Here is a 13718-nt window from a genome sequence, read left to right as displayed (position 1 = left end):
AAAAACAGCTCCAGCAGGAGTTCGAGCTGGCGCGTGGCACGGTCCGCAAAGCCGTCGCGGTCCTGGCCGAGAAACAGCTGGTGTTCGTGGTCCCCCAGCGCGGCGTCTACGTGAGAAAGACCGACGGTACATAGGGGTAGCCGATCTCTTCACGAAGGGCTTGCTGGACCTCCAGCCGGGCCGTCAGGATCGTGGCCTCCAGCGCGCTCACCCGGGAGAGGAATCCGCTCCGCTCCCGCTTCCAGTCGGGCTGTTCGCGTCGGTGCGTCGCGGTGATCCCCTCGGGGGAACGCCGGATATCCCAGTCGCCGCCGAAGCGGCTACGAAGCCGCTCGATCTCATCGTCGGTAGCCATGCCGTCATCCTGCCCCGCGCGAATCCCCGGCGCAGCGGGGACGGCGTTGACTAGGCTGCCAGTCAACGGTCAACATCCCCACCCCCTGGGAGCGATCGTGAGCGACTTCGGAGCCCGCGTCCGCGCCGCCCTCGCCGAACGCGGCATGTCCCTGCGCGCCGCCGCCCGCGCGATCCACTACGACCCCGCGTTCCTCTCCCGCGTCCTATCCGGCCGGCAACGCCCCTCCCCCCAGCTCGCCCAAGCCCTCGACGACCTCCTCGGCGCCGGTGGCGCACTCGCCGGACTCGCCGCCACGCTCACCCCCGACGACCGCGACCGGATCGCCCACGGCATCGCCAACCCCACCCGGATCGATGCGGCAACCGTCGCGTCGCTGGCCGACGTGCTCGCGGCCCAACGACGCCTTGACGATTCGCTGCCGGCGGTCGCGATGATCGCGGCCACCGAAGCCCAGTGGCGGACAGTGGAGCAGCTGGCCAGGAACGCGCGAGGGCCGCACGCCGGCGCGCTCCACGAAGTCGCGGCCGAGTGGGTGCAGTTCGTCGGCTGGCTCCACGCCTCGGCCCGCAACGACGCGGCGGCCCTCCACTACCTGACCGCGGCAGAGGAGCACGCCGACGACCTGTGCCACGGCCCGCTGGCGGCACAGGCCGCGAACTTCAAGGGCTACCTAGCCCGACAGCGAAACCAGCCCCGCGCGATAGTGCGCTGGTTCCTCGCCGCGTACCACACCCCAGGAGCCGCGCCCCTCCAGCGCGTCGGCGACGCCGTCCAGGCGGCCCACGGATACGCCCTCCTCGGCGAGCGCGACGCGGCCGAGCGACTCCTCGGGGAGGCATCCGACCTGATCGAAACCGCAGCAGGCACGGAACCACCGGGCACCGCCTACTGGCTCTCGCCTGGGTTCTCCCGGATGGGGATCGGCCTCGCCCACCTCGGTCTCGGCGATCCGGCGACGGCGGCCGAGAACCTCCAGGCCGGCCTGGACGGGCTCCCCCCTGCGTACCAGGGCGCGGAGTGGACCCTGGAGTACCGTCAAGCCCTCACCCAGGCGCGGGCGGCCCGCTAGCCCACGACCGCGGCCCGCACCCTGTAGCCATGTGCGGGCCGCCCTCTATTCAGCCCAGTTCGAACAGGGGCTCCTTGACCTGCTTCACCCGCACGCCACCAGTTCGCGACCACTCCGGATCCCAACACCGGCGCAGAGACCGCAGCCCCTGGCCGTCCGGATGGGAGACGGCTGCGGCATAGAGGTCCCGGATCTGCCGGGCCCGAGCCTGCTTGATCCGCAGCGCTGCGCGGATCTGGTCAGCGGTGGGTCGGTCGGCGCGCACTTCTCCGGCGCGCACCAGGCAGTACAGCTGGGTGAGCAGCTCGTCGTCGGTGCGGCGGACGCGCAGCGGAACGACGGTCGCCTCCTGCGCCTCCTGCGCCTGCTGCTGTTCGACCTCGGCGGCCAGGCGCGCGATGACGGCGCCGAGGACGCGCTGCCGGATCTGGACCGCGACGAGCGCGGACCCGACCCGCGGCGCAGGCTCGCGGGGAGCTCGACGGCGCGGCGCGGGCGGAACCGGGGCGGGAGGCTCCGGGGCGGGGTCGGCCGGCGCTGCGGGGAGAGCGGGCGTCTCGGCGAGCGCCGCGGGCGTGATGAGGTCCGCCATCACCCGGCTCGCTGCCGCCGGGGACTCCAGATCCATCGCGGCGATCCGGCCGGCCCACGTCATGATCTGGAGGCCGCCGAGCATCGCGGCCAGCTCGGCCTGGTTTTCGGCGAGCCCTGCCCGGTCGAGGGCCTCCTGCGCCCGGGCCTCCAGCAGCGCCTCCCGGGCGGACACGGCCCATCCGAGACCCCACGGCCGGTGCGCGGTCTGGGCGCGGCGGAGACGCCATGTGGCGCGCACCGCGGCCCGCCGCGCCCGCTCCTGGCGGCGCTGCGCGACCCGTTCCCGAACGCGGAGCGTCGCCTCCTCGGCGCCCATCTCCTCATCGCTCGCGAGTTCCAGCGCCACGAGGACCCGCTCGACGGGGTGCAGCCACCGCACGAGGGCAAGGCGACGCCGCGCCTTCTCGCCGGCCTGTTCGCGCAGCCACTCCCTGTCCCTCCGCTGCTCCTGAAGCAAAAACTCCAGACCGACTGCGGCGATGATCGGGAACAGCCCGTACACCACGGAGGCCGCAGCTTCGTCGCCGCCGGCGGGGGCGTGGTGGGAGGACAGCCACGCCGCGATCCCGACGAGAGTCCACAGGGCGGGCCGGATCATGCCGGTCGCCTCACCCCGGCGGGTCCGCTGCCACAGGGTCAGCGCGAGCATGACGGCGACCCCGTCGAACGCGGCGAAGCCGAGGAAGGCCCACAGCCGGGGCATGCCGATGGAGAGCAGCCAGCCGACCATGGTCTGGGCGGACAGGCCGGTGACGATCGCGACGATGAGGCCGAACGCGACCGTCATCGCTCGGGCTCGCAGCCACGCCGCCACCTGCTCCCGGCGCTCCGTGGAGCCCGTCGCGGCGGCCCGCACCCCGGCGACCGCCCGGGCGACAGCACGGTGGACGGTCCCGGCCGGCCCACACCGCGGCGGCGACGGCGGCGGCGAGAGCGAGTCCCGCGGCGGCGAGCCGGGCCCACCATGGGACGCCGGCGAACAGCATCCCGAGGACATCGAGTGCTGAAGGTACGATTTCCACAGCTCACTCCCCTGTTCTGGCAGGTAGTGGGTAAGCCCCCGGTCCGGTGCTGGAACACCGGGCCGGGGGCGTTTTCGCTGTGGGGGGCGGGTGGGGCCAACTGGGTACCACTGGGGTCCAGAGCGGTCCGCTCAGGGGGTTTCGTGGCCGTTGGGGTCCACCCGTGTCCACCTATTCCAGTAGGTAGGCGTGTTTCCCCTGGTCAGTAGGGGTATGACGCACAATCTGGGGGTCAAGGGGTCGTGGGTTCAAATCCCGCCGTCCCGACAGAGAAGTAGCAGGTCAGAGGCCCTTCACTCAGGAGAGTGAAGGGCCTCTTCCATGTCCGGTGGGTACCAACTGGGAAACCCGTGGGGAAAACCCGAGCACCTGGGCGATCACGGGCCGGAACCAGGCCTCCCCAAGCCACGGGCGTCGGCCCCAGCGCGGCCCGGCCCACCTGCCGGCGACAGCCGCCCCCCTTCACGACCGTTGAACGCGTCTTGTCCCGGCCCGCCGGATCCCGGCGTCTCCGTCTCTGACACCGATGCGAGGCCGGCCACCTCCCGGTCTTCACCGGCGTCACCCGCCCCCGCATCCACCGCAGCCCCACCGGCACGGACGGTGCTCAGGACGAGTCCGCGTAGGCGAGGTGGGTACCGCAGACGACGCAGCGGAAGAGCATGGCGGTCGGCCCCTTGCCCAGGTCGGCCAGGAAGCGCTCGATCCGGTCTTCGTCGCGCCAACCGCTGAGGCGCATATCGGTCCGCAGCCGGTCGAGGGCCTCGGGATGCGCCGCCGGTTCGGCGTACCCGACTTCGCCCAGGAAGGCGGCCGCGTCCCCGAGCCACCGCGGATCCTGCCAGGCGTGGAAGCCGGGGTGCGGCGGGTGACCTCATGCACGACGTCCTCGCTGACACCGTCGAGTCCGTAGGAGTCGGTGAATTGCCCCTCGAAGCGTTCGGCCGCGCTCCCGTCCGCGGTACACCATGGGCAGAATCGTCCACTGACGTCCTGGGCGGTGGAGAAGGCGGCCGTGTAGATCCATCCCCTGTCGCGCCCGCAACAGGCACACGTCTCGGCCGCCGCGCGGATGGACCCGCTTGCGAGGGGATCCGGGTGGTAGCGGAAGAAGGGCGGAGTGACGGTCGTCTCCGGCTCCCGACCCGCACCCCGGCGGCCCTGCCTACTAGTCTGTCCACGAGCAGATCCCCGACCGAGCGGAGCCTCGGATTTCATCGCGGCTCAGCCGATTGCGGACGGCCCGCCGGCGCACAGGCCCCGAGGACGGAACGCGACGTCTTCCACCGTGAGCCGGTCGGAGTGTTCTCAGCCCATATCGCGAGGTCTCCCCCCACCGGCGGCGTTCTCTCGTTCACGCGGCACGGAACGTCCCGGATGGTCGCCGGCCGCTCGGGCGCGACCGCGACGGCGGAGACGGTTGCGCACCCGGGCCGCGAACGCGGTGGTCTGCCCGCTCGGGGCGGGACGGCCATCGGCCGGTCGACGACGGCGGGGTTGTCCTGGCCGCACGCGCTGCGCCTTCGGCACCGACCTCGTGAGCGAGTCGGTGGACGGGGAGCGGTGGCCGACCCGGTGGGGCAGGCCGATCTCGACACCACCCGCCGCTACGCCCTGGCGGGCCAGGCCGGCACGGCGCTCGCCATCGGCCGGTGCGGGGTTACCGCACAACCCCGCGGTGACCCTCCGGGGAGCGGATCAGGGCCGTTCCCGAGCGGCCCTCGCTCGCCACGAAGCGCGCAACGCGCTGAGCCGACCTCACGGCCTGGTCGTCAGCGGGAGTCTGCGCCACCGGAACCACGAAGATGCGGAGCGAGCGTCCGCAGGAGGTTGGAGCGCATCCACTCCTCCAAGGTGCCCTCGCCGTCGATCGCCCAGGTGAGCATGGCGCCGCTGTAGGTCGTGTAAAGGTCCATGGCCAGCGCTTCGGGCGAGGTCCCCTCCGCCAGCCGCCCGGCCCGGACGGCCTCGTCGAGCAGGGCCGCGGTTTCGGCACGCAGCGACCGGCTCTGGAAGACCGCGTGTTCCCGCAGGTCCGGGTCGGTGAGGTCCATCTGTAGCAAGGCGAGGTTGTTGGCGAGGTGCTCGCGGCTGGTGACCCGTCCCGGCATCGTCACCAACGCCTCGACGACCGCGGTGACCGGATCAGCGTGGACCGCCCTCACCTGTGAGAAGACCTCGGGAACCCGGCTTGCCGCCTTGGCGGCGAACGCGACCAGGAGCCCCCGCTTGGAACCGAACCTCTGGGTCAGCGCGGGCCCTGAGAGGCCCACACGGGCGGCCACTGTCGCCAGCGTCGCCCCCGCGGGCCCTTCTTCGGTGACGACGCTGGCGACGGCTTCGAAGATCACTTCGTCATCAACAGATCGCGGTCGTCCAGCCATGGATCGATGATAACCGCTTTACTTTATTAACAGCAATAAAGTATTGTGACCACGTGGCCCTGCCCGAGCGCGCCGGCACGCGGTTCGGCGCTACCGACGCCGTCCCGCCCCGCAGCGCGCCGAAGTCACCGACACGATCGGCGGCCAGGCCACCACTTGCCCGCGGTGAACGTGCCCCCGCACGTCCCCGTGGCGGCGACCCACCCGGCGGACACGACACCCGACTGAAGGGACCGGCTGACGGCATGGCGCTTCGAGACCGCACCATCAAGGAGAACCTGTCGTGACAGACCCCTCGGCATCGTCAGAGGGTGGCCGCATCTCAGGGGCGGCGCTCCTGACACTCCTGTTGCTCTGCGCCGCGCAGTTCATGCTCATCGTCGACGTCGTCGTGGTCAATGTGGCCGTCCCGAGCATCCGCGCCGACCTCGGGATCCCCGACAGCCGGCTGCCGCTGGTCTCGGTCTCCTACACGCTGACCTTCGGCAGCCTGCTCATCGCGTTCGGCAGGGCGGGCGACCTGGTCGGCAGGCGCCGGCTCTTCATGATCGGGATGACGGTCTTCACGCTCGCCTCACTGGCGACCGGTCTCGCCCAGACCGAGTGGCAGCTGGTCATCAGCCGGGCCGGACAGGGTGTCGGGGCCGCGATGGTCTCCCCCACCGCGCTGGCGCTGCTCACCACGGCCTTCAGTGAAGGCGCGGGCCGCAACCGCGCGCTCGGGTACTGGGGAGCCGTCGGTTCGGGGGGAGCGATCGCCGGGCAGCTGCTCGGCGGCGTGATCACCGACGCTGTCGGCTGGCGGGGCATCTTCCTCATCAACGTCCCCATCGGGATCGCCGCTCTCCTCCTCGCCCGCTATTACCTCAGGGAGAGCCGGGCCGAGCAGCGCCCCGCGCTCGACGTGCGGGGGGCGGTGCTGCTCACCGTCGCGCTGGCCCTGACGCTGCTCGGGTTGACGGGCCTCGCGGAGGGCAGGAACACCGCGGTCGTGGCCGGGCTGGTCATCGCGTGCATCGTGGCGTTCGCGCTGTTCTTCCGGGTCGAACGCACCCATCCCGCCCCGCTCGTGGACGTCAGGGTGGTGCGCAGCGGCAACGTCGCGGGCGCCAACGTGCTCTTCGCCGTCAGCGCGGGGATGCTCGCCGCCGCGCTGTTCTTCACGACCCTCTACCTTCAGGTCGTACTCGACTACTCGCCGTTGGCCGTAGGCATCGCGTTCGCGCCGATCACCCTGTTGATCCTGCTGATATCCCCGCTCGCGGGGACGCTCACCACCCGCTACGGCCCACGACGGGTCCTCCTCGTCGCGTTCGGGCTTTTGATCGCCGGTCTGCTGCTCATGGCCCGCCTGCCCACCGACGGGAACTACTTCCGGGACGCGCTGCCCCCGTTGCTGCTCATCGCGGTCGGCGCCGCCCTGTCCTACGCGCCCATCCTCATCGCCGGCACCACCGGGGTGCCCGAGCGGGACCAGGGGCTGGCCTCGGGGCTCCTCAACTCGGCGCAGGAGCTCGGCGCCGCGATCGGTATCACCGTCATCGGAGCGATCGCCACGGCGGCGACGTTCGGCGCCACACCTGAGGCGCTGACGGCGGGTTACCGCACCGGCCTTTTCATCGCCGCGGCCATCATCGCCCTCAGCGTCCTCCTCGTTCTCCGTCTCGGGTGTTCGAGTACGCCCTCCACCGAGGAGGCGGTGGCGACCGAGGCTGGCGAGCCGCCCGACCGGGCCTGAGCCCGTTTCGACTTCCCGGGAAAGGAGGAGCTCCAGGTCGTCACCTTCGGAAGAGCCGGGCCGGCGGCCGTAGCCCAAAGCGAGGACCTCGGCAATACGACAGAGTGTCCTATTTCGGCCAATCCGTCGTATTCGCCTGCTCACCTGGCGTTATCAGGGGATCACAAGATCAGAGTATGTGGACGTCCAATCATCTCCCTCCTATCCTTGTCCCGGTACGTCTGCGGCATGTTAATGGCAGCGGCGAATAATCCCACAAGAGCAGGTGGGAAAGAAGTACGGAACCATTCGGCCCGCTCAGTCGGGTTTCGAGGTGGGGGAACGGGGGGACCGATTTCTTTTCTGCCTGGGCAGAGACGGGAGAGGTCACTCTCCCCCTCCTCGTCTGCGCGTTCCCGATTCGCCCCAGTCACAAATCACCGGAGGCATCCGCCGTATGCGGCCGATCTCACGCCGCCTTCATCCCCCATTGCGCGGATATCCCACCGGAGCCGCCGCGGAATCAGCACCCGCCATCGGCGACCAAGGGGAGAGAATTGCGAAGGCAGCGACTTGCAGGAAAACGGATAAACGTTTCCCAGGATGTCAAGATCGCCCGCTGGCCGCTCGAAAGAGAAAAAGTTGACCTGTACCGGAAGCTCGGAATCCCTCGCGTCCTGATCCTCGACCATGGAGAAAAAGCACCACCTTACTGGGACGTGTACGAGGACTGGGTGCGCGCCCCGTTCCCAGAAGACGACCTCCGGAAAAGAATAAGAGTTGTGCAAGAACGAGTCAGAGCCGAGCAGGAGCCGCGCCTCGGGGAAGACGGATTACTGCACTACAGGTCGCAGTCCGTGGCATTATCCCCTGTGCAGGCCAAAATCGTAGAGTGCTTGATTCAGAATCCCGGGGCGCTCGTCTCCAGGGCCGATCTCGTCGCGCGCCTGTCAGAGGAGCCTTCGACCCCTACCAGGAACGCGCTCGATCTGCACGTCACGCGCATCCGCCGCAAGCTCACCCCCCTCGGCCTCACCATCAAAGCGGTCCGCGGCCGGGGTTATCGGCTGCACGCCGTGGAGGATTAGCACAGACAGGACCGGAGTCGACGGCGCCGCGCCGGCAGTCCGGCGGCGCCCGACTTCCGGCCTCCTTCGCGTTCCCCACGGTGTCGTTCCGCGATAAAACGAAGAATCCACTAGAAAGGGACAGGTGAGGGGTCGATCGGAGGCGGGCATCACTCGTTCCGACCACTCCTCGCTCTATGCTTCACTCACCGATATGAATACTTTCCATGACGCGTCTGCGCCTGCCCAGGAGCCCGATGGGCGCATCCCGGACGACCCTTCCCCGATTTCGACCGCACCACCGTGGATCGAAGTCGTCCGGGCCCGGACGCATAATCTCCAAGATGTTTCCGTTCGAATCCCCCGGGGACGCCTGGTCGCCTTCTCCGGAGTGAGCGGGAGCGGCAAGACCTCTTTGGCCATGGACACGATCAACTCCGAGGCGCAGCTGCGTTACCTCGAAGGTCTCTCTCCTTTTGTCCGGCGCTTCATCTCGCCGCGGGACCGCCCCCAGGTGGACCGGATATCCGGCTTGACCACGACGCTCGCCGTCGATCAGCGGAAGCTCAACCGCAATGCGCGTTCGACGCTGGCGACGATCACGGGAATCGACGCCTATCTGAGTCTGTTGTTCTCCCGCATGATCGCGCTGGATGGAAATGCCCCGGACAGCCAGCGGGCGTTGAGTTCCGGGCATTTCGACCGGTACAGCCCGGAGGGCGGCTGCCCCACGTGCCACGGCGCCGGGGCGACCCTGCATTCCACTCCCGATCTCATCATCACCGACCCCGACCTTCCGCTCCTCGAAGGGGCATCGCCGTGGTTCAACTCGCTCAAATCTCCTGAGCAAGTGGCGATGAAACCGCTGGCCGAGATGTACGGGGTCGACATCGGGCGCCCTTGGCGGGAACTCCCCGAGGAGTTCCGCAACGCCGTTCTCTACGGCACTGGTGACCGTCCCGTCGCCGGAACGGTGAACGTGCCCAACAAGAAGGGCGACTCCGAACTCGTCTACAAGTTCAACAACCCGCTGCGCGGGGCGCTCGCCGAGGTCGAGCGCCTGTTCGGGGCCGCCGGAACCGATCGGGCGAAGGAACGCTACCTGCCCTTCATGAAGCAGGTCGCCTGCCGCGACTGTGCCGGCAGCGGTTACGGCGAGGCCGCTCGCAGCGCTTCCCTCAACGGTGCCACCTACGCCGATATGGCCGAGCGCACCGTCGCCGAGGTCCGGTCCTGGGTGGATGACCTGGGGCGGTCGCTGACCCCGGTCCAGGCCGAACTCGGCGACACGCTGCTGCCGCCGCTGATCTCACGGTTGAGAATGCTGGAACGGCTGGGCCTGGGCCATGTCCAGATCGGCCGCAGCGCCCCCAGCCTGTCCGGCGGCGAACTGCAACGCTCCCGGGTCGCGGCCCAGCTCGGCACCGAGCTCACCGGCATCATCTTCATCCTCGACGAGCCCAGTGCCGGTCTCCACCCGGTGGACAAGGCCCCGCTCTCAGAGATCCTGCGCGAGCTGCGCGACGCCGGGAACACCGTCCTGTTCATCGACCACGACCCCGACCTCATCGCCCAGGCCGACCATGTGATCGACATCGGCCCGGGGCCGGGACGCCACGGCGGCCGGGTGGTCGCCCAAGGCACCCCCGAACAGGTCCGGCGCACCCCCGGTTCGGTGACCGCGCAGTACCTCTCCGGTGAGGCCCGGGTCCTGCGCAAGCCGCGCCCGGTGACGGCCGCGACCACGTGGCTGGAATTCGGCGGCGTCAACGTGCACAACGTGCGCCAGGTCGATATCCGCATTCCGACCAACCGGCTGACCTGCATCACCGGGGTGAGCGGTAGCGGCAAGAGCACCGTTCTCAACGACGCCGTTGCCGGCGCCGTCTCCGAGGTGCTGGCGGGCCGCCGCCCTGAGCATGTCGAGCGGGTCGACCTGGGCACGTCCGTCACCTGGCAGGCGGTGGTCGACCAAGACCCCATCGGACGGACCCCCCGCTCCACGCCCGCCACCTACACCAAGGCCTTCGACGTGATCCGGCGCCTGTTCGCCGGCACCGACGCCGCGAAGTCCGCCGGGCTGACCGCCTCGGCCTTCTCTTTCAACGGCCAGAGCGGCCGTTGCCATGAGTGCAGCGGCTACGGGCGCCGCCAGGTCGACATGCATTTCCTGCCCGACGTCTGGGTCACCTGCGAGGCGTGCGAGGGCCGACGCTTCGAACCCGAGGTCCTGGCCGTGCGCTACCAGGGTCTGCGCGTGGACGAGGTGCTCGACCTGTCGGTCGACGACGCCGAGGAGTTCTTCGCCTCCACACCGTCGCTGCGCGCCACCTTGGAGGCGATGCGGCGCTGCGGGCTCGGCTACCTCACCCTGGGGCAGAGCGCCACCGAGCTGTCCGGCGGTGAAGCGCAGCGCCTCAAGCTGTCCAACGCGATCCTGCGCGGATCGCGCAGCGGCGGTGGTCTCGTCGTGCTCGACGAACCGGTCACCGGCCTGCACCCCGCCGACGTGCAGCGCATGGTCGACGCGTTCGACGTCCTACTCGACTCCGGCAACACCGTGCTCATCGCCGAACACGACCTGCACGTGGCGTCGCGCGCCGACTGGGTCATCGACATGGGCCCCGGCGGCGGGGAGGCCGGCGGCCGGGTCGTCTCGGCCGGTCCCCCCGAGGACGTCGCGGCGGGCACCAGCCCCAGCGCCCCCTTCCTGCGCGCCGCCCTGAGCAGCGGCGACCCCACCACCCCGACCCCCAAGGAGTGACAGGTGACAGCAGAGACCTCACCCATCCCCCCGAAGTTCCCTTTCAGTGACGGCACGTCGCTGGAGATCGAACCGGAGTACGCCGAACTGCGCCGGCGCCCCACGATGACCCGGGTCGTCCTGCCCTACGCCGGCGAGGCCTGGCTGGCCACCCGGATGGAGGAGAACCGTCTGGTCCTCACCGATCCCCGGTTCAGCCGCGCGGCCTTGGAGCGCCCCGACGTTCCCCGGTTCACCCCCGAGCCCGTGGTGGGCGGCCTGGGGACCATGGACCCGCCGGAGCACACCCGGCGCCGCAAACTGCTCTCCCAGGCGTTCACCCGGCGCAGGGTCGAGCAGTGGCGCGGCCGTGTCCGGGAGATCGCCGAGGAGCTGCTGGACGAGATGGAGCGGGTGGGCCCTCCGGCCGACCTCGTCGCCGACTTCGCCTTCCCGGTGCCCTGCAAGGTGCTGTGCGAGATACTCGGCGTCCCCTACGAGCACCGGCACCGCTTCGTCCGTTTCCTGGACGCCGTGGCCACCACCGGGGAGCGGCGTGGCGAGGTCATCGAGGAGGCGTGGGCGGAGCTGACCGCCTACTTCTCCGAACTGATCGCCGAGCGCCGTCGCGCGCCAACCGACGACCTGCTCAGCGACGTGGTGACGGCCCGCGACGAAGGCGACCGGTTCACCGACACCGAGATCCTCGACACCATGATCGGGGTGCTGGCGGCGGGATATGAGACCACCGGCAGCGAGATCGCCCTCATGACCTACACCCTCCTGCAGCATCCGGACCAGCTGGCGCTGCTCCAGCAGGACCCGAAGCTGGTCCCCGGCGCGGTCGAGGAGCTGCTGCGCTACATCCCTCTGTCCTCGATCGGTGGAAGCCCCTACGTCGCCAAGGAGGACATCGAGATGGGGGGCGTGGTGGTCCGCGCCGGTGAAGCCGTCATCCCCTGCACGATCTCGGCCAACCGCGACGAGGAGGTCTTCGACTCCGCGGACCGGCTCCAGGTCACCCGGGAGCGCTGTCCGCACCTGACCTTCAGCCTGGGCGCCCACCACTGCCTGGGAGCCGGACTCGCGCGGGTCGAGCTCCAAGAGGCGATGGGCGCTTTGATCGCCCGCTTCCCCCGGTTGAGGCTCGCCGTGGACGTAGCCGAGTTGCGGACCAAGGAAGGATTGGTGATCCGCGGGTTCCGGGAGCTCCCCGTCGCCTGGTGAGCCCGTGACGACACACACGCAGCCCGATTCATCGCAGGTATCGAGCAGGTAGTTGAGGACGTGAGAATGAATTCGATCCGAGCACGACACTCCCCCGCCTCGTCCGACGGCGCCCCCGACTGGCGGAAGCTGGGTCAGGAGCTCACCGGTGATCTGGTGCTCCCCGAGGACCCGGAGTACCCGAACGCCCGTCACCTCCACCTCGGGCAGTTCGACGGAATCGCTCCCCAGGCCGTGGCCTATCCGCAGAACTCCGCCGACGTCGGCGAGTGCCTGCGGTTCGCCGCCGCCCACGGGGTCGACGTCGCCGTCCGCGGCGGCGGGCACTCCCTGGGCGGCTACTCGACCGGTCAGGGGCTGGTCATAGCCATGAGCCGGATGAACAGGGTGCACGTGGACCCCTCCGGGGAGCTGGTGACCCTGGAGGCCGGCGTGCAGCAGGTGGACGCGGTGGACCAGGTCGCCAGGCGGGGCCTCGCGCTCGTCGGCGGGATCTGCCCGACCGTCGGCATCACCGGCTACCTCCTCGGTGGGGGAACCGGCTGGTTGACCAAGCAGGCCGGCATGGGCTGCGACCAGCTGGTGGCGGCCGAGGTCGTGTTGGCCAGCGGTGAGGTCGTGCGCTGTTCGGAGACCGAGGAAGCGGACCTGTTCTGGGCGCTGCGCGGGGCGGGTCCCGGCAACTTCGGGGTGGTCACCGAGCTGACGGTCCGTCCGACCCGTGTTCCACGCCTGGTCAACCACACCCTGACGTGGGAGTGGGACAGCGCCGCCGACCTCTTCGACGCCTGGCAGCGCTGGATCCAGCAGGTGCCCCGCGCCATGGGCAGCACGGTCGCCGCGGCCCTGATGGACGCGGGTTCCGGGGCGGCTCCCCAGCTCATCCTCCAGGGCGCCTGGCAGGGGAGCGAGGCCGACGCGCGCAAGCACGTCAACGAGCTGGTGGAGGCCGTGGGAACCCGGCCCGGCAGCGAGGTCTTCGACGAGCTGCCCTACCAGCAGGCGATGATGGCCTGGTACCAGTGCGCGGACAAGACCGTTGAGCAGTGCCACCGGATCGGGACCACGCCCGAGGCGATGCTGCCCCGCCAGGACTACGCCGTCGAACGCAACCGGCTCTGCGGCCAGGCCATACCCGCCGACGGCATCGACGCGATCCTGAGCGCGTTCGACTCCCGCCGGCGCGAGGGCCAGTTCCGCGCGCTCAGCCTGTTCGGGCTCGGAGGGCGGGCCAACGAGGTGCCTCGGACCGCGACGGCCTATGTCCACCGCACGGCGGAGTTCCAGATCAGCGCCAGCGCCGGCCTGTTCAAGAAGCCGACCGAGGAGGACCAGGCCGCCGCGCGGGCGTGGACGGACGCCTGTTTCGACGCCTTCGATCCGCACTCTCTGGGCGAGTCCTACCAGGGGTTCGTGGACCCCGCGCTCACCGACTGGCAGCGCTCCTACTACGCGGAGAACTTCGACCGCCTGGTGGAGCTGAAGCGCCGTTACGACCCGGACGGCCTGTTCCGGTTCGCGCAGGGCATCGGCTGAG

General features: G+C 70.0%; 11 protein-coding genes and 1 pseudogene. 8 read left to right on the top strand and 4 right to left on the bottom strand.

Annotated features, from left to right (window positions below; genetic code table 11):
• Positions 1–26 precede the first annotated feature (26 nt).
• The gene (locus tag ACYVHU_RS03785) at positions 27–134 is read left to right on the top strand and encodes a hypothetical protein (protein ID WP_498947518.1); all 108 of its coding nucleotides are present in this window, start codon (positions 27–29) and stop codon (positions 132–134) included.
• On the opposite strand, the gene ACYVHU_RS03780 is transcribed toward ACYVHU_RS03785, so the two are convergent.
• Complete coding sequence (locus tag ACYVHU_RS03780) at positions 107–355, bottom strand: hypothetical protein (RefSeq protein ID WP_498947502.1); 249 nt, start codon at positions 353–355, stop codon at positions 107–109. The genes ACYVHU_RS03785 and ACYVHU_RS03780 overlap by 28 nt on opposite strands.
• Before the next feature lie 97 nt (positions 356–452).
• Here ACYVHU_RS03780 and ACYVHU_RS03775 point away from each other — a divergent pair, with 97 nt between their 5' ends.
• A complete protein-coding gene (locus tag ACYVHU_RS03775) occupies positions 453–1427 on the top strand; it encodes a helix-turn-helix domain-containing protein (protein ID WP_498947500.1) in 975 nt (324 codons plus the stop codon).
• Between the two features lie 49 nt (positions 1428–1476).
• Here ACYVHU_RS03775 and ACYVHU_RS03770 read toward each other — a convergent pair whose 3' ends face one another.
• Positions 1477–2808, bottom strand: a complete 1332-nt coding sequence (locus ACYVHU_RS03770) for a DUF2637 domain-containing protein (protein WP_498947498.1) — start codon at positions 2806–2808, stop codon at positions 1477–1479.
• On the opposite strand from ACYVHU_RS03770, the gene ACYVHU_RS03765 reads away from it, so the two are divergent.
• The gene (locus ACYVHU_RS03765; protein ID WP_498947496.1) at positions 2786–3028 is read left to right on the top strand and encodes a hypothetical protein; all 243 of its coding nucleotides are present in this window, start codon (positions 2786–2788) and stop codon (positions 3026–3028) included. The genes ACYVHU_RS03770 and ACYVHU_RS03765 overlap by 23 nt on opposite strands.
• A gap of 622 nt (positions 3029–3650) precedes the next feature.
• Here the strand turns inward: ACYVHU_RS03765 and ACYVHU_RS03760 are convergent.
• Positions 3651–4261: pseudogene (locus tag ACYVHU_RS03760) on the bottom strand (CbrC family protein).
• Between the two features lie 554 nt (positions 4262–4815).
• Complete coding sequence (locus tag ACYVHU_RS03755) at positions 4816–5427, bottom strand: TetR/AcrR family transcriptional regulator (RefSeq protein ID WP_078759795.1); 612 nt, start codon at positions 5425–5427, stop codon at positions 4816–4818.
• 283 nt (positions 5428–5710) lie between these two features.
• Here ACYVHU_RS03755 and ACYVHU_RS03750 point away from each other — a divergent pair, with 283 nt between their 5' ends.
• The 5 genes from ACYVHU_RS03750 (at position 5711) to ACYVHU_RS03730 (ending at position 13717) form a co-directional block, all read left to right on the top strand.
• Complete coding sequence (locus tag ACYVHU_RS03750) at positions 5711–7165, top strand: MFS transporter (RefSeq protein ID WP_498947494.1); 1455 nt, start codon at positions 5711–5713, stop codon at positions 7163–7165.
• Between the two features lie 536 nt (positions 7166–7701).
• A complete protein-coding gene (locus ACYVHU_RS03745; protein WP_159457195.1) occupies positions 7702–8232 on the top strand; it encodes a winged helix-turn-helix domain-containing protein in 531 nt (176 codons plus the stop codon).
• Between the two features lie 400 nt (positions 8233–8632).
• Positions 8633–10975 (top strand): excinuclease ABC subunit UvrA, encoded by a 2343-nt coding sequence (locus tag ACYVHU_RS03740; RefSeq protein ID WP_235000638.1) that lies wholly within the window; start codon positions 8633–8635, stop codon positions 10973–10975.
• 3 nt (positions 10976–10978) lie between these two features.
• Entirely contained in the window at positions 10979–12181 is a 1203-nt protein-coding gene (locus tag ACYVHU_RS03735) for a cytochrome P450 (RefSeq protein WP_200813479.1), read from the top strand.
• Between the two features lie 66 nt (positions 12182–12247).
• Entirely contained in the window at positions 12248–13717 is a 1470-nt protein-coding gene (locus tag ACYVHU_RS03730) for an FAD-binding oxidoreductase (protein ID WP_078759797.1), read from the top strand.
• Position 13718 lies beyond the last annotated feature (1 nt).

This window comes from Marinactinospora endophytica (genome assembly GCF_054780875.1).
This window is presented reverse-complemented; position numbering and strand designations above follow the sequence as displayed.